At 67.5% G+C, this 25,297-nt stretch carries 23 protein-coding genes; 13 read left to right on the top strand and 10 right to left on the bottom strand.

Annotated features, from left to right (window positions below; translation table 11 throughout):
• Positions 1 to 18 precede the first annotated feature (18 nt).
• From C5E07_RS14370 to rbsK, 6 genes are all read left to right on the top strand, one after another.
• Entirely contained in the window at positions 19 to 2,172 is a 2,154-nt protein-coding gene (locus C5E07_RS14370) for a bifunctional copper resistance protein CopD/cytochrome c oxidase assembly protein (RefSeq protein WP_258063973.1), read from the top strand.
• On the top strand, positions 2,169 to 3,458 hold the full coding sequence (locus C5E07_RS14365) for an ATP-dependent RecD-like DNA helicase (RefSeq protein WP_104243800.1): 1,290 nt from the start codon (positions 2,169 to 2,171) through the stop codon (positions 3,456 to 3,458). Before C5E07_RS14370 ends, C5E07_RS14365 begins: the two co-directional genes overlap by 4 nt.
• Positions 3,459 to 3,624: 166 nt before the next feature.
• Entirely contained in the window at positions 3,625 to 4,182 is a 558-nt protein-coding gene (locus C5E07_RS14360; protein WP_104243798.1) for a YceI family protein, read from the top strand.
• Between the two features lie 215 nt (positions 4,183 to 4,397).
• Positions 4,398 to 4,958: an AAA family ATPase gene (locus tag C5E07_RS14355; RefSeq protein ID WP_104300163.1), complete on the top strand. Its 561-nt coding sequence runs from the start codon at positions 4,398 to 4,400 to the stop codon at positions 4,956 to 4,958.
• 47 nt (positions 4,959 to 5,005) lie between these two features.
• The gene (locus C5E07_RS14350) at positions 5,006 to 5,416 is read left to right on the top strand and encodes a DUF6157 family protein (protein ID WP_104300161.1); all 411 of its coding nucleotides are present in this window, start codon (positions 5,006 to 5,008) and stop codon (positions 5,414 to 5,416) included.
• Positions 5,413 to 6,342 (top strand): ribokinase, encoded by a 930-nt coding sequence (gene rbsK / locus C5E07_RS14345; protein WP_104300159.1) that lies wholly within the window; start codon positions 5,413 to 5,415, stop codon positions 6,340 to 6,342. Before C5E07_RS14350 ends, rbsK begins: the two co-directional genes overlap by 4 nt.
• Before the next feature lie 245 nt (positions 6,343 to 6,587).
• Here rbsK and C5E07_RS14340 read toward each other — a convergent pair whose 3' ends face one another.
• The 3 genes from C5E07_RS14340 to C5E07_RS14330 form a co-directional block, all read right to left on the bottom strand.
• Positions 6,588 to 7,826, bottom strand: a complete 1,239-nt coding sequence (locus tag C5E07_RS14340) for a saccharopine dehydrogenase family protein (protein ID WP_104243791.1) — start codon at positions 7,824 to 7,826, stop codon at positions 6,588 to 6,590.
• Between the two features lie 126 nt (positions 7,827 to 7,952).
• Positions 7,953 to 9,476, bottom strand: a complete 1,524-nt coding sequence (locus tag C5E07_RS14335; protein ID WP_104243789.1) for an APC family permease — start codon at positions 9,474 to 9,476, stop codon at positions 7,953 to 7,955.
• Between the two features lie 197 nt (positions 9,477 to 9,673).
• A complete protein-coding gene (locus C5E07_RS14330; protein WP_104300157.1) occupies positions 9,674 to 10,216 on the bottom strand; it encodes a TetR/AcrR family transcriptional regulator in 543 nt (180 codons plus the stop codon).
• A gap of 53 nt (positions 10,217 to 10,269) precedes the next feature.
• Between C5E07_RS14330 and C5E07_RS14325 the strand changes: the two genes are divergently transcribed.
• Positions 10,270 to 11,445, top strand: coding sequence for an FAD-dependent oxidoreductase (locus C5E07_RS14325; RefSeq protein ID WP_104300154.1), 1,176 nt, complete (start codon positions 10,270 to 10,272; stop codon positions 11,443 to 11,445).
• Between the two features lie 210 nt (positions 11,446 to 11,655).
• Here the strand turns inward: C5E07_RS14325 and C5E07_RS14320 are convergent, their stop codons facing one another.
• Entirely contained in the window at positions 11,656 to 12,513 is an 858-nt protein-coding gene (locus C5E07_RS14320) for an SDR family oxidoreductase (protein WP_104300152.1), read from the bottom strand.
• Between the two features lie 258 nt (positions 12,514 to 12,771).
• On the opposite strand from C5E07_RS14320, the gene fdhA reads away from it, so the two are divergent.
• Positions 12,772 to 13,986, top strand: coding sequence for a formaldehyde dehydrogenase, glutathione-independent (gene fdhA, locus C5E07_RS14315; RefSeq protein WP_104243781.1), 1,215 nt, complete (start codon positions 12,772 to 12,774; stop codon positions 13,984 to 13,986).
• Positions 13,987 to 14,103: 117 nt separating this feature from the next.
• Here the strand turns inward: fdhA and C5E07_RS14310 are convergent, their stop codons facing one another.
• The 5 genes from C5E07_RS14310 to C5E07_RS14290 form a co-directional block, all read right to left on the bottom strand.
• Complete coding sequence (locus tag C5E07_RS14310; protein ID WP_104300149.1) at positions 14,104 to 14,871, bottom strand: SDR family oxidoreductase; 768 nt, start codon at positions 14,869 to 14,871, stop codon at positions 14,104 to 14,106.
• Positions 14,868 to 15,602: a triose-phosphate isomerase gene (locus C5E07_RS14305; RefSeq protein ID WP_104300147.1), complete on the bottom strand. Its 735-nt coding sequence runs from the start codon at positions 15,600 to 15,602 to the stop codon at positions 14,868 to 14,870. Before C5E07_RS14305 ends, C5E07_RS14310 begins: the two co-directional genes overlap by 4 nt.
• Positions 15,599 to 16,405: a sugar phosphate isomerase/epimerase gene (locus C5E07_RS14300; protein WP_104300145.1), complete on the bottom strand. Its 807-nt coding sequence runs from the start codon at positions 16,403 to 16,405 to the stop codon at positions 15,599 to 15,601. Before C5E07_RS14300 ends, C5E07_RS14305 begins: the two co-directional genes overlap by 4 nt.
• A 69-nt stretch (positions 16,406 to 16,474) precedes the next feature.
• Complete coding sequence (locus C5E07_RS14295; protein WP_104300143.1) at positions 16,475 to 17,956, bottom strand: L-fuculokinase; 1,482 nt, start codon at positions 17,954 to 17,956, stop codon at positions 16,475 to 16,477.
• The gene (locus tag C5E07_RS14290; RefSeq protein ID WP_104300141.1) at positions 17,953 to 18,450 is read right to left on the bottom strand and encodes a YjbQ family protein; all 498 of its coding nucleotides are present in this window, start codon (positions 18,448 to 18,450) and stop codon (positions 17,953 to 17,955) included. The genes C5E07_RS14295 and C5E07_RS14290 overlap by 4 nt, the downstream gene beginning before the upstream one ends.
• Before the next feature lie 121 nt (positions 18,451 to 18,571).
• Here C5E07_RS14290 and C5E07_RS14285 point away from each other — a divergent pair, with 121 nt between their 5' ends.
• The 4 genes from C5E07_RS14285 to C5E07_RS14270 all read left to right on the top strand — a co-directional run bounded on the left by C5E07_RS14285 (position 18,572) and on the right by C5E07_RS14270 (position 22,319).
• Positions 18,572 to 19,480, top strand: coding sequence for a LysR family transcriptional regulator (locus tag C5E07_RS14285; RefSeq protein ID WP_104300139.1), 909 nt, complete (start codon positions 18,572 to 18,574; stop codon positions 19,478 to 19,480).
• A 118-nt stretch (positions 19,481 to 19,598) separates the two neighbouring features.
• The gene (locus tag C5E07_RS14280; RefSeq protein ID WP_219819530.1) at positions 19,599 to 21,131 is read left to right on the top strand and encodes an APC family permease; all 1,533 of its coding nucleotides are present in this window, start codon (positions 19,599 to 19,601) and stop codon (positions 21,129 to 21,131) included.
• Positions 21,132 to 21,240: 109 nt separating this feature from the next.
• The gene (locus tag C5E07_RS14275; protein WP_104300137.1) at positions 21,241 to 22,062 is read left to right on the top strand and encodes an alpha/beta fold hydrolase; all 822 of its coding nucleotides are present in this window, start codon (positions 21,241 to 21,243) and stop codon (positions 22,060 to 22,062) included.
• Positions 22,059 to 22,319: a DUF3253 domain-containing protein gene (locus tag C5E07_RS14270; protein WP_104300135.1), complete on the top strand. Its 261-nt coding sequence runs from the start codon at positions 22,059 to 22,061 to the stop codon at positions 22,317 to 22,319. Before C5E07_RS14275 ends, C5E07_RS14270 begins: the two co-directional genes overlap by 4 nt.
• Before the next feature lie 53 nt (positions 22,320 to 22,372).
• Here C5E07_RS14270 and C5E07_RS14265 read toward each other — a convergent pair whose 3' ends face one another.
• A complete protein-coding gene (locus tag C5E07_RS14265) occupies positions 22,373 to 24,646 on the bottom strand; it encodes an FdhF/YdeP family oxidoreductase (RefSeq protein ID WP_104300609.1) in 2,274 nt (757 codons plus the stop codon).
• Positions 24,647 to 24,833: 187 nt separating this feature from the next.
• Between C5E07_RS14265 and C5E07_RS14260 the strand changes: the two genes are divergently transcribed.
• Positions 24,834 to 25,280: a MarR family winged helix-turn-helix transcriptional regulator gene (locus C5E07_RS14260; RefSeq protein ID WP_104300133.1), complete on the top strand. Its 447-nt coding sequence runs from the start codon at positions 24,834 to 24,836 to the stop codon at positions 25,278 to 25,280.
• Positions 25,281 to 25,297 lie beyond the last annotated feature (17 nt).

Raw genomic sequence — 25,297 nt, 5'->3', positions numbered from 1 at the left:
GATCTACACTTGATGATCATGCCTACGCCCCTCGATTCCGGTTCCACGATCGAGGCGGCGGCAACTGCGGATAGGGGCGGCAGCAAGGCCGAGCGCAATCGCGCGAGCGCCGACTCCTGGTCGCTGCACACGAAGCGCATGATCGTGCTCGGGCCGGCGATCTTCCTCCTCGCGGCCCTCGTGGCGGTCATCTGGGGGCTCGCCTACGGTGGCGGAGCGACCCCGCTCATCGTCTCCGACCCTGGACCCATCGTCATGTGGGGTGTGCCGGTTGCGCGTCTCGCGCTGAACCTGTCGGCCTCGGTCACAATCGGCGCCCTGGTGCTGGCGGCGTGGGCGGCGAGTCGCAAGCAGCCCGAGTTCGAGCGGGCCATGACGATCGCCTCGTCCGGTGCCGCGGCCTGGGTGGTGTCCACGGCGGCTGCGGCCTTCCTCACCTACCTGCAGATCTCCAACGCCGCGTTCTCGCTCGACGCCGCCTTCGGGCAGGGACTGCTCTTCTTCTTCACCTCGCTCGAGCTCGGCCAGGCGTGGGTGCTGGCGCTCGGCATGGTGCTGCTGCTGTCGGTTGTGGTGTTCGCGAGCCGCAGCCCGTGGATGGTCGGGCTCTCGGCTGCGTTCTCGCTCTTCTGCCTGTGGCCGCTCGGGGCGCAGGGTCACGCCGCGGGCGCCGCGAACCACGAGACCGTCGTGGGTGGCATCACCCTGCACTACATGGGCGCCGCGCTCTGGCTCGGTGGCCTCCTCGTCGTCGCGATCCTCGCGCCGCGCATGCCGGACGTCCGTCGCCTCGCAGTGATCGAGCGCTACTCGTCGCTCGCCCTCGTCGCCTTCATCGTGGTCGCCGCATCCGGTGTCGTCGCGAGCGTCGCCAACATCGGCTCGTTCGCCGAGCTCGCCTCGCCATACGGGGTCATCGTCATCGTGAAGGCGGTTGTGCTCGTGGTGCTCGGCTTCATCGGCTGGGCGCAGCGGCGGGGACTCATCAACCGGATGCGCGCTGCCGTCGAGCAGGGAGCATCCACCCGCAAGCCCATGGTGTGGCTCATCTCGCTCGAACTCGCCTTCATGGGCATCGCGTCCGGTGCCGCCGCGGCGCTCGGTCGTACCCCGTCGCCCGTCACGGAGGTCACGGCCGACCAGCTCGCGGCCCCGACGCCGGCGCAGCTGCTCACGGGCGAGCTGCTGCCTCCTGAGTTCGAGCCGTTCCGTCTGCTCACCGAGTGGCGTCTCGACCCGATGTGGACAACGCTGTGCCTCTTCGGCCTGTTCTTCTACATCGCCGGGGTCCTGCGCCTGCGTCGCCGGGGCGACGAGTGGCCGCTTGGTCGCACGATCTCGTTTGTCCTCGGCATCGTGATCCTGCTCTACCTCGTCAACGGCTCGCTCATCGTCTACGGCAAGTTCGTCTTCAGCTTCCACATGACGCAGCACATGTTCCTCACCATGCTGGTGCCGATCATGTTCGTGCTGTCGGCCCCCATGACGCTCCTCCTGCGCAGCGTGCACGCGCGCCACGACGGCAGCCTCGGCACGCGCGAGTGGGCGCTCAAGTTCGTGCACTCGAGGTGGGCGAAGTTCTTCTCGCACCCCATCGTGTCCGCCGTCGTCTTCGCGGGCTCGCTGCTCGTCTTCTACTACACTCCGCTGTTCCGCTGGGCGGTGACCGACCACGTCGGGCACATGTGGATGATCGCCGACTTCCTTGTCGTCGGCTACCTCTTCGCCAACGCGCTCATCGGCATCGACCCGATCGGCACGCGCGCCCCCTACCCGATGCGCCTCATCGCCCTCGTGCTGGTCATGACGTTCCACGCCTTCTTCGGCCTCAGCATCATGAGTGGCACGGGCCTGCTGCTCGCCGACTGGTATGGCGCGATGGGCAGGCCGTGGGGAGCTGATGCCATCACCGACCAGCAGATCGGCGGTGCCATAGCTTGGGGTGTCGGCGAGGTGCCGACGGTGCTCCTCGCGATGCTCGTCGCCTACTCGTGGTCCCGGTCCGACGACCGGGAGGCGAAGCGGCGCGACCGGAAGGCCGACCGTGACGGCGACGCGGAGCTCGAGGCGTACAACGCGCAGCTCAAGGTGATGGCCGACCGCACGGAGGCGCTGGAGAAGCGCAAGCAGGAGCGGCTCCAGCGCGAGCAGCAGCAGGAGTCCACCAAGTGACGATCGTCCTCACCCCGGAGCAGCAGGGTGTGTTCGACGCCATCGAGCACACGCGCGAGCACCTGTTCGTGACGGGGCGCGCCGGCACGGGCAAGTCGACGCTCCTCAACCACCTCGCGTGGCACACGTCGAAGCAGCTCGTCATCGCGGCACCTACGGGAGTCGCGGCCCTCAACGTGGGTGGGCAGACCATCCACTCGCTCTTCAAGCTGCCGATCGGCGTCATCGGGGATGCGCCCATCGAGCAGAACGGGGATGTGCGGAAGCTGCTCAACAAGATCGACACGCTCGTCATCGACGAGGTGTCGATGGTGAGCGCCGACCTCATGGACGCCATCGACCGCTCGCTGCGGCAGGCGCGCCAGCGGAAGAACGAGGCGTTCGGCGGCGTGCAGCTCGTGATGTTCGGCGACCCGTTCCAGCTGGCGCCGGTGCCGCCGTCGGACCCCGATGAGCGCGCGTACTTCCGCGACCACTACCGTTCGCTGTGGTTCTTCGACGCGAGGGTGTGGCAGGAGGCGGAGCTGCGCATCCACGCCCTGCGCGAGATCCACCGGCAGCACGAGGACGAGTTCAAGAACATCCTCACGGCCGTCAGGTACGGGCAGGTCACGGCCGACATGGCGAACCGCCTCAATACGGTCGGCGCGAGGCCCGCCCCGGCCGACGGCACGATCACGCTCGCGTCGCGCAACGCGCAGGTCTCTCGCATCAACGCGCAGAACCTCGAGCGCCTGCCCGGGGCGTCGATGACCGCGAACGCCGACATCTCGGGGGAGTTCGGCGGCCGCAACTTCCCCGCGGATGAGCGCCTCGATCTGAAGGTCGGCGCGCAGGTCATGTTCCTGCGCAACGACTCTGACGGGCGCTGGGTGAACGGCTCGATCGGCGAGGTCACGCGCATCGACAAGACCGTCTACGTTGAGATCGATGGCGACGAGCACGAGGTGGAGCCCCTCGTGTGGGAGAAGCTGAAGTACTCGTACTCGCCGGATACGCGGGAGCTGTCGCGTGACGTCGTGGGGGAGTTCACGCAGTTCCCGCTGCGGCTCGCGTGGGCGGTGACCATCCACAAGTCGCAGGGGAAGACCTACGATCGCGCCGTCGTCGACCTCGGGGCGAGGGCCTTCTCGCCCGGGCAGACCTACGTGGCCCTGTCGCGCATCCGGGCGCTCGATGGGCTGCATCTGTCGCGGCCGCTGCAGCCGAACGACATCTTCGTGGATGACAATGTGCTGCGGTTCATGAAGTCGGTCAGCGACGCCGCGAAGCAGCAGCAGGGCTAGCTCGGACGGCTGGCCGCCGAGGCTGTCGTCCCGTTTCCCAAAGATTTCCCTGGGCGTCGGAATACCGTCACAGTTCTATGCGTTTGAATAACTTGTATCCGCAACAATGTGTTACGTTGTCCAGGACTTGACCGAGACAGCACCCAACGACCCTTCAGGAGAAGACATGAGCATCAGCGCAGCAGACATCAACGGCTGGACCGCCGGCACCTGGAACATCGACCCCACGCACACCGAGGTCGGCTTCGTCGTTCGCCACCTCGCGATCAGCAAGGTCCGTGGCGGCTTCGAGACCTTCTCGGGCACCATCACGACGGGTGAGACGATCGAGGAGTCCACGGTCAACGCCGAGGTCGAGGTCGCATCGGTCAACACGAAGCAGCCTGCTCGTGACCAGCACCTCGCGACCTCCGACTTCTTCCTCGCCGAGGAGTTCCCGACCTTCACGTTCGCCTCCTCCGCCACGCGCGTCGAGGGCGACTCGGTCAAGGTCGACGGCGAGCTCACGCTCCGCGGCGTCACCAAGCCCGTCACGTTCGATGTCGAGTTCGGTGGCATCACGACCGACGGCTACGGCCAGAAGAAGCTCGGCTTCGAGGCTGTCACGAAGATCAACCGCAAGGACTTCGGCGTCAACTGGAACGCACCGACCGAGGCCGGCGGCCTCACGCTCGGTGACACCGTCACGATCAACCTCGACGTGCAGGCGACGCTCGCCGTCTAAGGACGAACCAGGTCGCTTCGGCGGCCGAGGCGCGATCCCCCGATCGTGCTGCGCGTCTCCCCTGAACGCGCACAAGATGGCCGGACACCCTGCGTCCGGCCATCTTCGTGTCTCCGCCGCCGACCGCCCCGGGCGAGCTCGAGCGGCACCAGGGCACCAGGGCACCAGGCCAGCGAGGGCCAGCGAGTGCCGGAGGGCGAACGTAGGGTTCCAGAGTGTCAGCTCCTGCAGGATCCCCGGAATTCCCCCCTCGGCGTGTGCTGATCGCGGGTGCCGCCGGCGTCGGGAAGACGGCGGTTGCGCGCCGGGTGGAGCGCACAGCGAACCTCCCGCACACGGAGATCGACGCCCTGTTCCATGGCCCGGGATGGACGGTGCAGCCCGGGTTCCTCGAGTCCGTCGACGCGTTCACCAGCGAGGAGCGCTGGGTCACGGAGTGGCAGTACGCGACTCAGCTCGGTGACCTGCTCACGAGCCGGGCCGACACGCTCGTGTTCCTCGACTACTCGGTCTGGACGCACATGTCGCGGCTCGTGCGGCGCACGCTCCGCAGAAGGCTGCGGCGCGTCGAACTGTGGAACGGCAACATCGAGCCTCCCCTGCACACGATCCTCGTCGACCCGGAGCACATCGTACGGTGGGGGTGGAAGGGGCGCGCCAAGATTCGCCGGAGAGTGGACGCGGCCGAGCGGGCCTGGCCGAACCTCCGCGTGGTCCGTCTCCGGTCGCAGGCCGAGGCCGACGACTGGCTTCGGAGCCTGCGCCCGCATCGCTGACGTGACGAGCCCCGCGTGTTGCGATGCACGCCCCGTAGGCTCTGCCCATGGGAACGACGAACTACGCGAGCACGTTCATCCAGATCGCCGACGACTGCCCCGTCGACGAGGCTGAGGCGCCGCCCGAGTCGGCGAAGGGGCCGACCATCGCGAGCCTCCAGCACGCCCTCATCGCCGCGCACCCGTACGAGTACACGTCCGACGATGTGCTCTTCGAGACCTACGCCGTGCGCAACGCGGTACCGGCTGAGGAGCGGGACGCGGCCAGGGTCGCCTTCTTCGCCAAGGACCAGGCGTGCCTTCGCGCGTCTCCCCTCGGGAAGCGCTGGGGGTGGGGCATCCACTCCGACGATGAGGCGCGAGTCGCGCTCGTGCCGCTCGGCTCGGACGAGTACGAGGAGAAAGCGGGCGACGCGTCGCTCACGCAGCTCAAGGCGATGCGCTCGAAGCGCGCATGAGCGGCGCGAACCGAAGTGGCGTGCTTGTCGTCGGGAGCGTCTCCGCCGACCTCACCGCCTTCTCCGCCCGGCCGCCGGAACCCGGCGAGACGCTGCGGGGCGACAGCTTCAGCCTGGCCCTCGGGGGGAAAGGGGCGAACCAGGCCGTCGCGGCCGCCCGCGCTGGCGCATCCACCTCGTTCATCGCGTGCGTCGGCGACGACACGTTCGGCACGATGGTCACGCGCGAGCTCGTCGACGCCGGCGTGGGTGTCGACAGGCTGCGGACGGTGTCAGGGGAGACGGGTATCGCGCACATCCGCGTGGATGCGAGCGGCGAGAACTCCATCGTCATCGTGCCGGGAGCGAACGACGCGCTCGATGAGGCGACCGTCGTGCAGGGCATCCGCGACTCCGCGGCCACGAGCTCGGTGCTGCTCACCCAGCTCGAGACGCCCGCGCGGCTGACCGCGAGCATCCTGCGCACGGCGCGGGATGCCGGGATCACGACGATCCTCGACCCGGCGCCCGCCGCACCTCTCGACGAGGAGGTGTGGGGCCTCGTCGACCTCGTCACCCCCAACGAAACGGAGGCGCGGATGCTCACGGGCATCGTCGTCGACTCGGAGGCGAGCGCCGTCGAGGCCGGACGGTGGTTCCTCGACCGCGGCGTCGGGGCGGTGCTCATAACGCGCGGCGGGGACGGGACGACGCTCGTGACGCCCGAACGCGCGGAGACGTTCCCCGTGATCGAGGTCGACGCCGTCGATACGACGGCGGCCGGCGACGCCTTCGCCGGTGCGCTCGGGGCTGCGCTCGCTGGCGGGGGATCGCTGGAAGCGGCGATCCGGTTCGGGGCGGCCGCTGGTGCTCTCGCCGTCTCGAAGCGCGGGGCCTCGCCGAGCATCCCGACGGCCGCCGAGATCGAGAAGTTGCTCGCCAGCTGATGCGGCCAACTTGCGTGATGGATCGGCGCTCGCCGCGTTGAGAGTAGCGTCTTGGCCTCGTTGATCACGGAAGTTGGCCGCCGGGCGGCGCGCGCGGCAGGGTGTGGAGCGGAGCCCACCGGCTGCCGTCGAGCGCCCCGGCTGCGCAGTCGCTGTCCAACTTCAGTGCAATATCGGGCCGAGCGGCGTCAAAACAGCGCTTTCGGCCCAATATCGCACTGAAGTTGGTCAGCGGACCCCTGCGCTTACGCGGACAGCGCCGCGCTTCGGTCCTGCACGTGCCACGGCGAACCGTAGCCGGCGGGCTCCGCCGAGCCGAGCAGCTCCAGGAACGGCTTCGCGTCGAACGCCTCGGGCGCGAGCACGCCGGCACCAGACCAGACGCCCGTCGCGAGCAGCTCGAGGGCGATGACCGGGTTGATAGCGGTCTGCCAGACGACGGCCTGCGAATTGTCCTTCGCCATCGTCTGCTCGTTGTCGGCCACGTGGTACAGGTACACCTGCTTCGGCTCGCCGTCCTTGCCCTTGCCGGTCACGAGGAGGCCCGCGCAGGTCTTGCCGCGCATCCGGTCGCCCAGCTTCGCTGGGTCCGGCAGCACCGCGGCGACGACATCGCGAGGCGACACCTGCTGGCCCTTGACGCTGACCGGGTCGGTGCTGTCGAGGCCGAGCATGTGCAGCGTCTTGAGCACGTCGATGAACTCCTGGCCGAGTCCGTACTTGAACGTGACGCGCTTCGCGTCGGTCCACCGCGGCATGAGGAGCACCTCCTCGTGCTCGACGTTGACGCACTCGACGGGGCCGATGCCCTCGGGGAAGTCGAACACCTCAGCCTCGCTGAAGGGCGGCGTCGTGTACCAGCCGCGCTCGCGCTCGAAGATGACGGGCGGGTTGAGGCATTCCTCGATGGTCGTCCAGATCGAGAAGGACGGGGCGAAGTCGTAGCCCTCGACGGTCAGGTTGGCGCCGTCGCGCACGCCGAGCTCGTCGATCTCCGAGAACAGCTCATCTTCCGCATAGCGGGCGAACACGTCCGAGAGGCCCGGCTCGACGCCGATGCCGCACAGCGCCAGGACGCCGCGCTCCTTCAGTGCCGCATCGTGCTCGAACTGCTCGTCGCCGAGCTTCACGCCGGTCTGCTCGTGCGGATGCTCGGGGTGCGGCTTCGAGAGGCTCATCGCCATGTCGAGGTAGGTCGCGCCGGCACCGGTGACGCCGGTGAAGATGGGCATCACGAAGCGGGGGTCGACCGCGTTGAGGACGTGGGTGATGCCGTTGTCGCGCACGAGCGCCTCGACGGCACCGGGGTCGGACGCATCCACCTGGGCCGCGCGGAATCGGTCGTCGCCGAGTTCGGCGACGAGATCCTGCGGGCGGGAGGGGTCGTAGTCGGCGATGAGGCAGGAGTCGAAGAAGCTGCGTCGCTTCGCGATGCGGGCAGCGGCTGCGCCGACGCCTCCGGCACCGATGATGAGGATATGCACGAAAGGCCTTTCTCTGATCACGTGCGGTGGATGTGCTGCCCGGTCCACGGTGTGGACCTTGCGGTTGGTAGGTCGTGCGGTGCGGCTCGAGTGCCCAGCCGAGAGGCGGGACGCCCTGGCCGCGGGTCAGTCTTCCGGGGCGAGGATCGCCGAGTGGCGGTTGATGGTGCGCTTCTCGAAGTAGTCCTTCGAACCTGGCATCGCGGCCCAGACGAACATGAGGATGAAGCCGATGACAAACGAGCCGATGCCGATGACGAACGCGCTGCCGAGGCCGAAGAAGGTCGTGTATCCGTATTCGGGGTTGGCCATGTCGATCGCCGACTGGAAGAACGCCCACACCATGAACACGCCGCCGAGCAGCGGGAACAGGAACCGGTAGAGGAAGTTGCGGGTCGACGTGAAGAGGCTCGTGCGGAAGTACCAGATGCAGGCGAAGCTCGCGATGCCGTAGAAGAACGCGATGGCGAGGCCGATCGAGAGGATCGAGTCCTGCAGCACGCTGTTCGACACGAAGCTCATGCCGACGTAGTAGACGATCGCGACGATGCCCATGAGGAGTGTCGAGAACGTCGGGGTCTTCGACTTCTCGCTCACCACGGCGAAGCGCTTCGGCAGGGCCTTGTACACGCCCATCGCGAAGGTGCCGCGGGCGGTGGGGAGGATCGTGGTCTGCGACGACGACAGCGACGAGACGGCGACGGCGAGCACGAGGAACCAGCCCCACGGGCCCATCGCGAGGTCGGTGAGCACCGAGAAGACGTCGTCCGCGTTCTCCTCGTTGGCGAGGCCCGTGCCGGTCTCGCCGAGGCCGGCGTACATCATGACGACGATCGTGATGCCGACGTACGTGATGAGCAGCAGCACGGTCGAGAGCACGGCGGCGCGGCCCGGGGTCTTCTTCGGGTCCTTCGTCTCCTCGGTCAGGGCGAGGCAGGTGTCCCAGCCCCAGTAGATGAAGAGCGCGAGGATGATCGCCTGCACCATGCCGGTGCCGTCCGCGAGGAACGGGTTGAACCAGTCGATGCTGACGGGCGTCGGGTCGGGCGCCGTGCCGTTGAAGTAGCCGACGAGGCAGCCGACGACAAACGCCGCCATGGCCGCGTACTGGATGACGAGCAGGACGACCTGCATCTTCTCGCCCAGTTCGATGCCGCGCATGGAGATCCACGTCATGACGGCGATGATGACGGCGCCGAAGAGTGTCACGACGACCCGGTTCTCGGCGAGCGATCCGTCTCCGACGAGCAGCAGGATGTAGACGGAGGCGATCTCCGCGAGGTTCGCCATGACCAGGATCCCGGCGACCGCGAGGGCCCAGCCCGACATCCAGCCGGTGCGAGGGCCGAAGGCCTTGGCCGCCCAGGTGAAGACGGTGCCGCAGTCGTTGAGCTCGTTGTTGAGCTCGCGGTACGCGAAGGCCGTGAACATCATCGGGATGAACGCGAGGATGAACGCGATGGGCGCCTGCTCGCCGACGGCGATCACGACGAAGCCGAGGGTCGCGGCGAGGGAGAAGAGGGGCGCCGTCGAGGCGAGGCCGATGACGGTCGACCCCCAGATGCCGAGTCGAGCTGGGGCGAGCCCCTTGCCGATGGGCGTCTGGGTGGCGAGGGCCTCGGTAATGGGGCCAGGCTGTGCGTTGGTCATCGTTGTCTCCCGCATCAAAGGGCCTGCCGCGTTCGCGGAGTGAGCACGAACTTACCATTTGGTCGGTGATGCGCCGAGAGTTTTCCCGCATCCCGTCGTAACGGTTGTGTTTCCGCGCAGGACGCTGCAGTCGGCGGGAGCGAGAGACCCGCCCCGCCCCGCCCCGCCCCGCCCGGCAGGCTGCGCTGCTGCTGGCCCTAGGCGCGCAGCTGCGCGATCGCGTCCATGATCTCGGCCGTCGACTCCGCGTTGATGAACTTCTCGTTCTCCGAGTCCACGCTGAGCAGCGCGTTGTGGTTCATGCCGTCACCGACGAACAGTACGAGTCGAGCGACCGAGGCGTCGCCGATAGCGCGAACCAGGGCGTCGAACCAGCCCTCGCGGCACTGGCGGAGCACGTCGAGCGCGTCCTTGTCACCGGTCTGCGCGAGGCGGTAGACCGCTTCCACGAGCCGTTCGAGGAGGCTGTCCCGATCCTGCGAGGAGACGATGTAGTACGAGACGGCGTTGTCGAGGTCGGCGAGCATGTTGTCGGCGTCGACCCGCGCCTGCCCCCGCAGCTCTTCGAGGAGCGCATCCCCGAGCGCCTGCTTCGACGAGAAATGGTGCAGCACCCCGGCCTTGGAGAGCTTGCAGGTGGTGCCAACGGCCTCGAGGGTCGTCCCGCGCACGCCGGAGTCGACGAGCAGGTTCATATATGCGGTGAGGATCTTCTCCCGCTGACCGGAGACGGTGAGCATTCCGCCATGGTACCGAGGAAAGCGCCCGGGTTGAGTGCGGGTAGCGTGGGGTCATGACTGACGTTGACGTGCTCATCATCGGCGGCGGCGCGATGGGCCTGTCGACCGCGTGGCAGCTGGCGAGGCGCGGCAGGCGCGTGCGCCTGCTCGAGCAGTTCCAGCCCGGTCACCACATGGGCGCATCCCACGGGGCGACCCGCAACTTCAACACGTCGTACACGCAGCCGGATCTCGTCGCGATGCTGCACGAGTCTCGGGCGCTGTGGGGCGAGCTCGAGCTCGACTCGGGCCGCCAGATCCTCGACCTCGTTGGTCTCGTGAACCACGGACCGGGGGCGGCGAGCCCCGAGGTGCACGGCGCGATCTCCGCGAGCGGCGAACCGGCCGAGCTGCTCTCGACGCAGGATGCGGGCGAACGGTGGCCTGGCATCCGCTTCGACACCGAGGTGCTGCACCTCCCGAGGGCGGGACGCGTGCGGGCCGCGGATGCGCTGACGAGCATGGCCGAGCTGGCCGCTGCGAGCGGCGCGGAGCTGAGCTGGGGCATGCGAGCAGTGAACGTCGTCGAGCAGGCCGAACACGTGGTCGTCGAGGCGCACTCCTGGGGTGAGGAGGCAGAGCATCGCGGTCACGCGCGCGAGACGATCACGGCGAAGGTCGTCGTCTCTGCGGTGAACGCGTGGACCCGCACGCTGCTCGGCGGGGCCGTCGAGCTGCCGCGCCTGCGCGTCACGCAGGAGGCGCCCGTGCACTTCCGCGAGTTCAACGGGTACGTCGACTGGCCGAGCTTCAACCACCTGCCGGCGCTCGGGAGGCCCGGCTACGAGGGGTGGCTCTCGCCCGTGTACGGGATGCTCACCCCCGGCGAGGGGATCAAGGCGGGATGGCACGGGGTCGGGCCCGTCGTCGATCCGGACTCGCGGGACTTCCTGCCGGTGTCCGCGCAGCTCGACGCCATCAGGCAGTACGCGCGGGACTGGCTGCCCGGCGTCGACGCGGACAGCGCCGACCCGATCAGCTGCACCTACACGACGACCGACGACGCCAGGTTCGTGATCGACCGGGTCGGCCGCATCGTGGTGCTCGCTGGCTTCGCGGGGGAGGGGTTCAAGTTCGTTCCCTCGATCGGCCGCCTCGGGGCCGACCTCGCCGAGAACGGTGCCGGTGCAGCTCCCGAGCTGTTCTCGATCAGCCGACCGCGCTCGCTCGCCCCGCAGCCCCTCCGGTAGCAACCGTGCGCATCCGTCGCGGGGCCGTCGGACCCGCAACCCGCGACCGTCTGCGTCTGCGTCTCCGGGTGGGTTTCGCGCCTGCGGATGCTCTGCAAGCCATCCGCAGGCGCGAAACCCATCCCGAAAGAGAGGGTCGTCGTGGCGTGAGCCGGACCGTCGACCAGGCCCTCGGCCAGACCGCGGGGGAAGCTGCTCAGGTGGCGCCGCCTACGCGGTGAGGGTGCGGAGCGTCTCGGCGAGCGTCGTCGTGGGGCGTCCGGACACTCGGGAGAGGTCGCCGGTGGTCAGGGCGAGCCCTCCGTCGCGGATGTTCGCGTCGAGGCCCGTGATGAAGCCGATGGTGCCTTCGTCGAGCCCGTTCGAGGTGAGGGCGGCCTTGTGCTCCTCCGTGGTGAGGGCGCGGTACTCGACGTCGCGGCCGATCGCGTCGGCGAGGGTCTTCGCGAACTCCTCGAAGTCCCAGGCCTTGTCGCCGGAGAACTCGTAGACCTTGCCTTCGTGGCCGTCTTCGAGGGCGATCGCGGCGATGCCGGCGGCGTAGTCGGCGCGGGAGGCGCTGGCGACGCGGCCCTTGCCTGCGCTGTTGACGATGACCCCCGTCGTCTCGCCCTGGGCGATGTCGGCGACGTAGTTCTCCGTGTACCAGCCGTTGCGCGCGATGGTGGCGGGAAGGCCGGATTCGCGGATGAGCGACTCGGTCGCGACGTGCTCAGGCGCGAGGATGAGGGCATCCGGGTCGCCGCCGAGGACGCTCGTGTAGACGATGCGGGCCGCGCCCTTCGCCTTCGCCGCGTCGATGACCGCTTCGTGCTGCGCGACGCGGGTGCCCACTTCGCTGCTGGAGATGAGCACGACGGTGTCGCCAGCGTTGATGGCGGCGGTCGCGGTGTCTGGCTTCGAGTAGTCGATGGTGGCGGTGCGAACGCCCTTCGCTGCGAGCTGCGCGAGTCGCTCGGCGTTGCGGCCGCCGGCGACGATCTCGGTGGGGGTCGCGCCGCGCTCGAGGAGGCTGTCGATGACGAGGGTTCCGAGCTGTCCGGTCGCGCCGGTGATGACGATTGCCATGCTTGCTGTTCCTTCCGAGAAGTGGATGCTTGCAGCTACAACAACCGATGGGGTATCCGGCGTATTCCGAACGCGCTGGGAAGTCGACGGAGCAGATCACCCGGGCCTGAGTCTGTGCATCCGCTGGTCATCTGCCCCGAATCCTGGCGTGCCCTGAGGGCGGCCAATAGCCTCGAAACACTGCGTAACAGAGACGTTCGCAGGGTTGCACCGTCGTGTGCACCGCATGCAGAACCCGCTCAACTCAAAGGAGAGATCATGGCGAGTAACAGAGCCGTCGCGTACAAGGGGCCGAACGAGGTCGAGGTCATCGACATCCCGTATCCCGAGTTCGAGCTGAAGGATGGACCGGGCGTGAACCCGGCGAACGTGGGCCGTCAGGTGCGGCACGGGGCCATCCTGCGCACCGTGACAACGAACATCTGCGGGTCCGACCAGCACATGGTGCGCGGGCGCACGACCGCTCCGGTCGACCTCGTGCTCGGTCACGAGATCACGGGTGAGGTCATCGAGGTCGGCCCGGACGTCGAGTTCATCAAGGTCGGCGACATCGTGTCGGTTCCGTTCAACATCGCGTGCGGGCGGTGTCGCAACTGCAAGTCGGGCAAGACGGGCATCTGCCTCAACGTGAACCCGGACCGCCCCGGCAGCGCCTACGGCTACGTCGACATGGGCGGCTGGGTCGGCGGGCAGGCGGAGTACGTGCTGGTGCCGTACGCCGACTGGAACCTCCTGAAGTTCCCGGACCGTGACCAGGCGCTCGAGAAGATCCTCGATCTGACGATGCTCTCCGACATCTTCCCGACGGGCTTCCACGGTGCCTACACCGCGGGGGTCGGCCCAGGGTCGACGGTCTACATCGCCGGCGCCGGTCCGGTGGGACTCGCTGCGGCAGTCAGCGCGCAGCTGCTCGGCGCCGCGTGCGTCATCGTGGGCGACCTCAACGAAGAGCGCCTCGCGCAGGCGCGGTCGTTCGGCTGCGAGACGGTCGATGTCTCGAAGGGCGACCCCGGTGAGCAGATCGAGCAGATCCTCGGCGTGCCGGAGGTCGAGTGCGGTGTGGATGCTGTGGGCTTCGAGGCTCGCGGGCACGGTTCCGATGCGGGGCACGAGGCGCCGGCGACGGTGCTGAACTCGCTCATGACGGTGACGGAGGCTGGTGGTGCCCTCGGTATTCCCGGCCTCTATGTGACGGGTGACCCGGGCGGAGTGGACGAGGCGGCGAAGGTCGGCTCGCTGTCGATCCGGCTCGGCCTGGGCTGGGCCAAGTCGCTGTCGTTCACGACCGGACAGTGCCCGGTCATGAAGTACAACCGGCAGCTCATGCAGGCGATCCTCTTCGACAAGGTGAAGATCGCCGACGCCGTGCAGGCGACGCCGATCACCCTCGACGAGGCCCCGAAGGGCTACGCCGACTTCGATGCGGGCGCGCCGAAGAAGTACGTGCTCAACCCCAACGGCTACGTGAAGTAGCCCGGCGCGGGGACACCAGACCGCGACAGAGCGTGGAGGGCGGCGGGCCCCATGCTGCAGGGAGGACTGCAGCGTGGGGCCCGTCGTGTGCGTGGGGTTGCCACCACACGAGATCGGTCAGATCGCCGTGTACCCGCCGTCGATGACGATCTGCTGCGCGGTGAGGTAGCTCGACGCGTCCGAGGCGAGGAAGCGAACGAGGCCGGTGAGGTCTGCGGGGGTGGCCATGCGGCCGAGCGGGATGCGGGAGACCCAGTCCTCGAGGAGTTCCGGCTCGCGATCGATGATCTGCTGGGTGAGGTCGGTGAGGACGTAGCCGGGCGCGATCGAGTTGACGCGGATGCCTGCGCTGGCCCATTCGACAGCCAGGGATTTTCCGAGATGGGAGACTGCTGCCTTCGACGAGTTGTAGGAGGCGGCCCACTGCGGCACGTTGACGATGGAGCCCGACATGGATGCGATGAGGACGGCGCTCCCCGGAAGCCCCGACTTCAGGAGACCCGCGCCGAAGGCCTGCGCGGAGAAGAACGTCCCCGTCAGGTTCACATCGATGACCTTCCGCCACTGGGCTGCGGTGACGTCGATCGAGTCGCCGTTGATCTCGATGCCGGCCGCTGTGAGGAGAATCTGCGGGGTGCCCAGCAGTTCCGTGACCTCCGCGAAGACGGTCGCTGTCGCGTCCTGATCGATGACATCGAGTCTCCGCCCGACGGCCTTGACGCCGAACTCGTCTGCGAGCTGTGCTGCGGTGTCCTCGACACTGTCGAGAAGATCGAGGAGCGCGACGTCGGCACCGTTTTCGGCAAGTGAACGGGCGACGGTGAGCCCGATCCCTCGGCCTCCACCCGTTACGACTGCGGTCCTGCCTGCCAGTTCTCTGCTCATGTTCTGTCTCCTTCGTTGTGGTGGACGTGCCGGGGTGCGGCGAGTGCCTCGTCGAACCCCTGTCTGGTGGATGCGATGAACGTGCGAGCTGCGTCCGACCGGTCGTGCGCACCGAGCACGCCACTCGTCGATCCCGTGCCGTCCGCGCCGGCGGCCATGATGTGCCTGGCGATGGTGGGGGAGGCGACGCCTCCCGCGTGCATCATGAGAACTGCCCCGCCGGTGTCGCGGACCGCCGTATTCGCTTCGGGGATCCAGGAGCGGCTGACGGCACCCGAGGTCCCGATGAGTGCGGGCGGTTCGAGGAGGATCGCCGTCGGGTTCAGAAGCGAGAGGCGAACGGCATCGCCGATCGTGCCAGCGCAGACGATGGTGAGCAGCCCGACCTCGTGAGCGCGGGACACGGTTTCGTCGAGTGTTCCTGGGTCGAGTTGGCGGCTCTCGTGATTGAGCATGACGCCGTGGGCGCCCGCGTCGACGAGCGCCTCCGCGGTCGTGGAACCGAAGGTGGCGCCGATCGTGTCCGCGTCCATGGCCTGCGCGAAGACGAGCACGCCTGAATCGAGCTCTGCGGTTCGCGTGACGAGTGCGTTCGGGACGGTCAGGACGACGTCGACTTCGTGTTCGGCCCCCGCCGCTCCCGCTGCGACGGCCAGCGCCTCGATCTCGGTCTGACGCAGCAGGTTCTTCGGTCCGATCTCGAAGAACGGCGGAGTGAGGAGCCTGTTCATGCGTCGATCAGTGCCCGCAGGAAGCGGGCTGTCTCCGGCAGGCTCCGCTCAGGATCGCCGTGAGTGGAGCATTCGAGATTCAGCGAGCCCGTGTATCCGATGTCTCGGAGGGCTCCGATGATCGAGGGCCAGTCGAGCGAGCCATGACCTGGAAGGAGTCGGTTGTTCTCCCCGAGGTGCACCTGCTTGACGTGGCCACCGCAGTGACGCAGCGTCGCGGCGATGTCCGCTTCCTCGATCGACATGTGGAACGTGTCCGGGAGGAGGCCGGCGCTCGGATGGTCGATCATCTCGAGGAGGTGGACGTTGTCAGAGGCGCGGTTGAGGTACCGGCTCTCGTACCGGTTGAGCGGTTCGAGGAGCACGCGCCCGGTGGTCCCGTCAACGACGTCGAGCATCTCGGCGTAGAAGTTCAGGAAGCCCTCCTGCTGGCGGGAGTCGAGCTGCAGGAACGGGTCGAAGAGGGGCAAGGGATTCTGGGCGCCGTACTCGAACTCGATCTCGGTGACGAGGCCAAGCTCAGCGCAGACCGATGCCGCCTCCAGGTACATCCCTCGGCATCGGCCCCGGAGATCCGCGTCTGGGGACATGGCGTTGCCGTAGACGTCGTCAGTCAGTACGAACTCGACTGGGCGCACCCCGGTCTGCGACTCGAGCTCGCCGAGCTCCGACCGGATGTCGTCGTTCCAATCGGCGAACGGCTGGAAGATCGCGATCGTGTCGTACCCCCAGGCCGAGAGGCGTTCCGCCTTCTCCGTGAGAGTCGCGCCGGGAACCATCGGCGACGAGCAGCACAGTTTCATCTTCACTCCATTTTTCTCGACCTCGTGTGAGGTGGTTTTCAGGTCGTCGTCTGCACGCTGGTGCAGGTGTCAGGTCGCGTAGAGGCGCTGCAGGGAGTCTTCGAACAGCGCGTAGCGCTCGGCACGGTTGACGAGTTCGGTCCTGGACCGCCCGTGAGACGGCTGGTAGCGCGCGGTCAGCGGTGGGTTGAGTTTCGCCGCGTCGTGGATGCTCGCGAGCTCTCCTGCCGCGACGAGGGCGAGCACCGCGGCGCCTCTGCAGGTCGCCTCCCGCTCGTTGGGGACGACGACGTCCACCTCGCAGACGTCCGCCTTGAGCTGGTTCCTGAAGGTCGATGCAGTGCCACCGCCGGTGGACACGATCTGCTGCGCACGCGCTCCAGTGAAAGAGTCGATGTTGCGTTTCAACAGGTGGGCGAGGCCTTCTTCGACCGCGTAGGCGAGGTCGAAGCGGTCATGGCTGAGAGAGATGCCCACGAAAGCTCCGCGAGCATCCGGAAGGTAATCGGGCGGATTCAGGCCTGTCAGGTAGGGCAGGAAGACGGGCACGCCCAACGCCGATCGGGAGGTGAGCTCGCGTTCGAGCTCTGCATGGGAGAGGTTCTGGAGACCTTCCCTTCTGAACCACTCGAGAACAACCCCTCCGCTGTCTGCGCCGTTGAAGAGGACGATGTCGTCGGGGTGGAGTCCGGTGTGGAACGAGATCCTGCGGCTGGGATCGAAGCGCCAGTCGCTCGCGAGCATCGAGAGCGAGAGCACCGTTCCGGCGGATTCGCTGATGATGCCAGCCCGGTAGGAGCCGGTTCCTGCCATCGCACAGAAGTGGTCGAGCGCCCCCACGTTCACCCGATACGCGACAGCTTCCGGCAGCTGAGCGACGACATCCCGCATGACTGGGCCGACATCGGAGCCGGCAGCGGCGACCTCCGGCAGCTGGTCCGAGGTGATGCCGCAGAACTCGAGCATCTCTGCCCAGTACTCGGATCGTCGGACATCCCACAGGTACGTGAAACCACGTGTCGAGACCTCGCCGACGCTGCGACCAGTGAAGCAGCGGATGAGATAGTCCTTCACCATCAGCACCTCGTGGGTTCCCGCCATCGTCTCCGGCTCGTGTGCTCGGAGCCAGCGCAGTTTGGCGGCGGGCCAGGCAGCTGACGCGAATGGCTGCCCGCTGGTCTCGAACGCGGCGTCAGCTGAGAACGACGCAGCCATGAGCTCGGCCTCGACACCGGCTCTGCTATCCAGCCAGGAGAGGGCTGGACGTACGGGACGACCGGAGGCATCCACGAGAACCAGCGACTCCGCCTGTCCCGTGAACGCGAGTACTGCGTCGTGCTCACGAGTTGTCACCGCCGCGCGCCGCGCGCAATCGGCCACGAGCGCCAGGATGGTCTGGAACAGCGCTTCGGCATCGAACTCGACGCGGTCGCCTGACCTTTCGTAGCTCACGGGCCCGGATGCGCTCGCAAGAACCGCGAGCCGCTCGTCATAGAGCACGACCTTGAGGTTGGTGGTGCCGACGTCGATGGCGTAGACGAGCATCGTCATTCACCCATGAACTGGAAGTGCACGACGCGTGTGCGCGGGCGCACACCGTCGAGATCGCCGAAGTAGATGCGTCCGAACTCACCGAGTACGGCCGCGCCATCGACGACGGGAATGACCTCGGAACGGCCGAGGATCGACGAGATGATGTGACCGTCGGTGTTGAGGCCCCATTCGGGCAGCTCATCGCGCAGCGCGGCGGCGTTCTTGATGTGGATTGGCCCCGGATGCAGGTACTGGCCCTCATGGCGAGTAGGGGGAGCGATCTTCGCGAGGACGTTGAGTGTGTCCTGCAGAATCAGCTGCGTGCCGTAATACGTCACGTCTTCGGACTCCTCCTGGAGGAAGACCGTGCAGCTCGTATGCGCCGTGTAGGCGGTGAGGAGTCCATTTCTGGCACCGAGCTCGGCGAGGAACGTCTGCGCCTCGTCGGTGATGTCGAAGAACTCCTGCCGCGCGGGTGTGTCGATCGAATGCGACCCGCTGTGAACGCCCATGTTCTGCTCCTCAAATGAAGTCGTGTGAGTGACTTCATCCTGATCTCGAATCTCTCCGAGCGGAAAGACGAAGCTACGATGAGTTCATAAGCTGCATCTATCACTGACTCTTGGAGGAGCGATGACCGGAGACGTGACCCTGCGGCAGCTTCGCTACGTCAACGCGGTCGCAGCGGACCTGAACTATCGGCGAGCTGCCGAGAAGCTCTTCATCACCCAGCCCGCCCTCTCCTCCGCCATCCGTCAACTGGAGGAGCAGCTGGGTGCGAAGGTCTTCGACCGCGACACCCGGTCCGTCACGCTGACCGCATTCGGACGCGAGTGGCTCCCCCATGTGCGTGCGGCGCTGCGCGCTGTGGACGAGACTCTCGACATCGCCTCGACGCTCATCGATCACGCCGAAGTGCGCATCGGGTATCTCATCGGGACGGGAGCGGATCTCCTCTTCACCCTGCTCGAGGACGTGGAGCGGGACCTGCCGGGCATCACGATCGAGATGACGGAATACGACTTCGCCGACCCGACGGCCGGGCTCGCGAGTGGGAAGTCCGACATCGCGCTCATCCGCCCTCCTGTCGGGGCGTTCGGGCTGGAGATCGCAGTGGTGGAGGAGGAGACCTGGGTGGCCTGTCTGCCGAGGGCGCACCGGCTCGCGGGCAAGAGCGAGCTGCGGATCGAGGAGCTCCTCGACGAGCCGCTGATCGTCGCCCCCGAGTCGGCAGGAGCCTGGCGAGACTACTGGATGGCTGCCGACGCGCGACACGGCAAGCCAGCGTTGATCGCCGGTGAGGCTGCGACCTACGAGACTGAGACGACGATGGTCTCGCGCGGCATCGGCGTGAGCTTCACGACCTCGTCGATGACCAGGCTCTACGACCGGCCGGGCATCACGTTCGTCCCCATCGTGGACAGACCCGTCAGCTACTCCGCGCTCGCTTGGCACCCCGACCGGGTGTCACCCTCTGCGCGAAGGCTCGTCCAGCGCATGCTCGACCGGGCGCAGGTGCGGCAATCGGACTCGGACCGATAGACCAGAGTTATCAATCCATAAGAGGACCGGACTTCCAGAGTGCTGGGCCACTGGGTTCACTGTCTCCAAGGACACGGCCGGATCATGGTCGTTCCACGCAAAGAGGCGAGGAGATGCAGTGATAAATCCACTGAAGAGGTCCAGGCGTGATCCTCTGCCTGAACCATCGAGTTCAGGCACGGACGAGGATGCGCGGCTCGCGGAATTCGGGTATGACCAGAAACTCGATAGATCTGTTGGGAAGATCGCATCCTTCGCAATCGGATTCTCGACGATCAGCGCGACCACGGCGGTCTTCTCCGGATTCGCGGCCGGCTATTCAAATGCGGGAGCTCCATTCATCTGGACCCTGTTCATCGCGATCCCGGTATTCCTGCTCTGGACGCTCATCGCGGCTGACATCTCGGCCAAGATCCCCCTCGCCGGCTACGCCTACCAGTGGACAAGCCGACTGAACGGGCCGGTATTCGGCTGGTTCACCGGCTTCGCGGCGCTCATCGGCTGGACCAGCGGCATGACCAGCCTCGGCTACGTGTTCGCCGGCTATCTCGGCAGCGTCTTCGGCTGGGAGCTCTCGCAGCCCAACCAGATCTTCCTCGCCATCGCGGTCGTCGTCGTATGCGTGCTCATCAACGCCTACCGAGTCAGGCTCGCGACGCTCATCAACAACATCGGGGTGGGCCTGGAGTTCGTCGTCACCATCGGCGTCACACTCGTGATCGCGTTCGTGGCCTTCGTCATCCCTGGCAACGCGCAGCCGTTCTCGTCGCTGTTCGAGGGCAACAGCCCCGATGACGCGACTCCGTACCTGCTGGCATGGCTCGCCGCATCCCTCGGGCCGTTCTTCGGACTCGTCGGGGTGGAAGCGGTCGCCGACGTGGCGGAGGAGACGAAGGACGCGCGCCGCGTCATCCCCCGCACCATGTTCTACGCGTTCGCGGCGTCCTGCATCATCGAGTTCGCCATGTACCTCGTGTACACGCTCGCGATCAAGGACCCTGCGGGAGTGCTCGCCTCCTCGGCGCCCATCGACGAGATCATCTCGCAGCAGCTCGGCCCCGTCGTCTCGAAGATCGTCATCGCCATCGCGCTCACCAACATCCTCGTGTGCCTGCTCGCCAACGTCTTGGTCGGCACCCGGCTGCTCTACTCGATGTCGCGAGACAACATGATGCCCTTCTCGAAAGCGCTCCGCCACGTGAGCCCCACCCGCAAGACCCCATCCACAGCAGTGCTCACGCTCGGGGTGGTCTCGGTGCTCCTGCTCCTGTCTGCGCTCGTCAGTCCCGCCGCCTTCAACTACTTCCTCGGCATCGCGACTCTTGCGTTCTTCAGCACCTACGTCCTGCAGACGATCGGTCTGTTGATCGCGTCGTACAAGGGCCGTATCCCGGCGCCAGAACCGGGCACCTTCGACCTCGGGCGCGCCAGGCGGCCGCTGCTCATCATCAGTCTCGTGGTGTTCCTGATCGTCGAGATCGCACTGCTGTTCCTCCCCGCGTTCGCTGGCAACGGCTTCGTGTTCGCAGGAGCTCTCGGGCTGGCATTCCTCTGGTGGCTGCTGGTGCTCAGGAAGCGGTTGAGCACGGGCCACGCTGGTTCCAACTACGCGCGTGAGCACCCAGACGAGGAACTGGCTGCCGCTCGGTAACGAGGCGAGGAGGAAACGCCTCAGACGGGCCGCGAGGGTGCAGACTTGCCTCGCGGCCCGCATTCGCTGGAGGGCCGACGGCAGCGCTCAAGGGTGAGGGAGCAGGAACATGGTCGCAGCAGAAGAGCCGGGCACGGGCGGGGTTCGCGTCGATCGCGAGACGGTCCTGTCGGCGGATGGAACGCGCATCGCCTACGAGATCCGCGGCTCGGGGCCCGTGGTGCTCATCGTGAACGGCGCGTTCTCGACGGCGCGTGACGTGACGGAGTTCGCGCTGGCACTCGTCAGGGCCGGCTTCGCGGCCGTCGCCTATGATCGGCGTGCCCGCGGCGACAGCGGTGATACGAAGCCGTCGGCGCCAGAGCGTGAAGCGGAAGATCTTGCCGCCGTCATCGGCGCGGTCGGTGGCCAGGTGAGCGTGGTGGGGCATTCCTCCGGGGCCGTGCTTGCGCTCTTCGCCGCCTCCCTCGGTGTTCCCGTGCAGCACCTGTTCCTGTCGGAGCCTCCGTTCCGGTTCGGGCAGCACGAGCCGGCGCCCGACCTGGCCGAGCGCCTGCAGCGGCTCGTCGACGACGGCGACTCGGCAACCGCGGTGTCGACGTTCCAGCTCGAGGGGGTTGGACTCGACCCTGCCCTCGTCGAGCAGATTCGGCAGAGCCCGATCTTCCCCGGCCTCATGCCGCTCGCGCAGTCGACGGTCTACGACGCGCAGCTCGTGCGGCAGGTGTCGACGCCGACGGCGGCGATGGTCGACGTGCAGGTGCCCGTGACGATCGTCGTGGGCGGCGACACGTTCCCGTTCCTCGCGAGCGCCGCGAGGCGGCTGGCCGAGACGCTGCCTGGGTCGGAGCTCGTCGAGGTCGCCGAGTCGGTCGGGCACCGCGTGCATCCCGAGGCGACGGCGAAGGTCCTCGCGGAGCGGCTGCTGTGACCCCGGCCTCGCAGCGCGATCAGCAGCTCGAGCGCGTGATCCTCGACCTGCTCGCCAAGCGGGCCGAGGGCGCCACCATCTGCCCGTCCGAGGCGGCGCGAGCCGTCGGGGGAGACGAGTGGCGCGGCGAGATGGACGCGGCGAGGGCAGCCGCGCTGCGCCTCGTGGCGGCCGGCGACGTCGACATCACCCAGGGCGGCGAAGTCGTCGACGGCGCCTCGGCGAAGGGGCCGATCCGCATCCGCCGCCGAGCCTGAGGCCCCACCGCCCAGGGTGGCGGGCGCTTCCCATGGCGAAGGAGATGCTCGCTTCAGCTGTCGAGCTTCTCCAGTCGAACGACGATCGACTTCGAGGTCGGCGTGTTGCTGACATCGGCGGTCGAGTCGAGCGGCACGAGCACGTTCGTCTCCGGGTAGTACGCGGCGACGCAGCCGCGCGGGGTGGAGTAGACGACGATGCGGTGGCGTTCGCTGCGGCGCTCTTCGAGAGACCCGTCGCGGCCGGGCCACTCCGACACGATGTCGACGTGGTCGCCGTCGGCGAGGCCGCGGTCCCGTGCATCCGCCTCGTTGACGAAGACGACCCTCCTGGCGCTCTTCACGCCCCGGTACCGGTCGTCCTTGCCGTAGATGGTGGTGTTGAACTGGTCGTGCGAGCGCAGCGTCTGCAGTAGCAGGCGCCCCTCGGGGACCTTCGGGTACTCGAGCTCGTTGGCTGTGAACTTCGCAGTGCCGCCGATGCTCGAGAAGTCGCGGCCGTCGCGCGGCCCGTTCGGCAGGACGAACCCGCCGGGCTCGTCGATCTTCGCCTCGAAGTCCTCGAACCCGGGAATGACCCGGGAGATGGATGCGCGCACGTTCGCGTAGTCGGCGCGCAGCTCGGCCCAGTTCACCTGCGGCACGTTCGGGCGCGAACGGGTGAGGACCCGCTCGGCGAGCATCGTGACGATGGCGACCTCGCTGAGCAGTTCATCGCTTGCCGGCTCGAGCCGCCCGTGGGAGGCATGCACGGCGCTCATGGAGTCCTCGACGGTCACGCGCTGCGTGCCGCCCGCCTGCCGGTCGCGTTCCGTGCGGCCGAGGGTGGGGAGGATGAGCGCTCGGCGCCCCGTTGCGACGTGCGAGCGGTTCAGCTTCGTCGATACCTGCACCGTAAGGGCAAGCGACGCCATGGCCGCCTCCGTCACCGCCGTGTCGGGTGTCGCCCTGGAGAAGTTGCCGCCCATGGCCATGAAGACGCGGGCCTTGCCGTCGCGCATGGCGCGGATCGCCTCGACCGTGTCGTAGCCGTGCTCGCGGGGAGACGCGAACGAGAACTCGGCGTCGAGCTTGTCGTGGAACGACTCCGGCATCCGCTCGAAGATGCCCATCGTGCGGTCGCCCTGCACGTTCGAGTGCCCGCGCACGGGGCAGACGCCCGCGCCGGGCTTGCCGATGTTGCCCTGCAGGAGCAGCAGGTTGACGCAGTCGCGCAGTGTCGGCACGGAGTGCTTGTGCTGGGTGAGGCCCATCGCCCAGCAGACGATCGTCGATTTTGAAGCGAGCAGCAGCTCACCGGCCTCGCGGATCTCCGCCTCGCTCAGGCCGGTCGCGGTCTCGACCTCGGCCCAGTCGAGCGTGCGGAGGGACTCGAGGTACGCATCCACGCCCGACGTCTTCGCGGCGATGAAGTCGTGGTCGAAGACGGTGCCGGGGTTCGCCTCCTCTGCGTCGAGCAGGATGCGGCCCAGAGCCTGGAAGAGCGCCTGGTCGCCGCCCAGCTTGATCTGCAGGAACAGGTCGTTGAGGGCGGTGCCGCCGAGCACCATGCCGCGCACAGTCTGCGGGTTCTCGTACCGCATGAGCGCCGCCTCGGGCAGCGGGTTCACGGCGATGATCTTGCCCCCGTTGAGCTTCGCCTTCTCGAGCGCGGTGAGCATGCGCGGGTGGTTGGTGCCGGGGTTCTGGCCGGCGATGATGATGAGGTCGGCCTCGTGGAGGTCCTCGAGGCTCACCGAGCCCTTGCCGATGCCGAGCGTCTCGCCGAGTGCGGAACCGCTCGACTCGTGGCACATGTTGGAGCAGTCGGGGAGGTTGTTCGTGCCGAGGCCGCGCACGAACAGCTGGTACACGAACGCCGCCTCGTTCGAGGTGCGGCCGGAGGTGTAGAAGATCGCCTCGTCTGGGCTCGACATCTGCGCGAACTCATCGGCGATGATGTCGAACGCGTCGTCCCAGCTCACGGCCCGGTAGTGCGTGCCGCCCTCCTCGAGGAGCATCGGATGCGTGAGGCGGCCCTGCTGGCCGAGCGAGTAGTCGTCCCAGGTACGCAACTCCTCGATGGAGTGCTCGGCGAAGAAGCTCGGGGGAACGCGCCGTTTCGTGGCCTCCTCGGCGACGGCCTTCGCGCCGTTCTCGCAGAACTCGGCCGGGCTGCGGTGCTTGCCCTCCGGCCACGCGCATCCGGGGCAGTCGAAGCCGTCCTTCTGGTTGATGCGCAGCAGGGTGCGGGCTGTGCGGGCTGGGCCCATCTGCGCCGTCGTCACCTTGAGCGAGTTGAACACTGCGGGGATGCCGACGGCGGTGATCTTCGGCTCGGAGAACATGGCCGCGGTCTCGTCGATGTTCTCGACGATGCGCGCCACGCCGGCTTCCGGCTTCGCGCGCTTCTCTGGATGCTTCGGTTCGGGCATCGTTGCTCCTCCCGGTGAATCCGCCCAGTCTACGCGTGCGGCGCGGGGCACGGGCTGAGCCATCTTGACAGTTAGAACTCTAACTGTCATAGTTCTAACTATGTCGGATGCAGCCCCAGCCCCACGCACGCCCCTCGAGTTCGTCCGATGGATCAGCTGGGCGCAGATGAAGGCCGGGGAGGACTGGACACGTGAGCGCGAGCTCACCCGGCCGCAGAGCTTCGTGCTCGGCTACCTCGTGCAGAGCCCAGGGGCGAGCCAATCGGAGCTCGCTCGAATGAGTCGCACAACCCCGGCGAGCGTCTCGAGTCTGCTCCGCGGCCTCGAGGGGCGAGGGCTCATCGAACGCCGAACCGAGGGCGGCGACGAGCGCACCAAGCGCGTCTACGCCACGCCCGCCGGGGCCGAGCTCATCGCGGGCTTCGAGGAGGCCATGATCGCCGCAGACGAGACGATCCTCGCGCCGCTCGATGCCGATGAACGAGTCGCGTTCCAGGCGCTCCTCGCCAAGATCACGGCTCAGCTCCCGCAGCCAGTGCGCGACTAGCCCTCCGAGGCGCGCGA

This window comes from Pseudoclavibacter sp. RFBJ3 (genome assembly GCF_002931375.1).
GTDB lineage: Bacteria > Actinomycetota > Actinomycetes > Actinomycetales > Microbacteriaceae > Pseudoclavibacter.
This window is presented reverse-complemented; position numbering and strand designations above follow the sequence as displayed.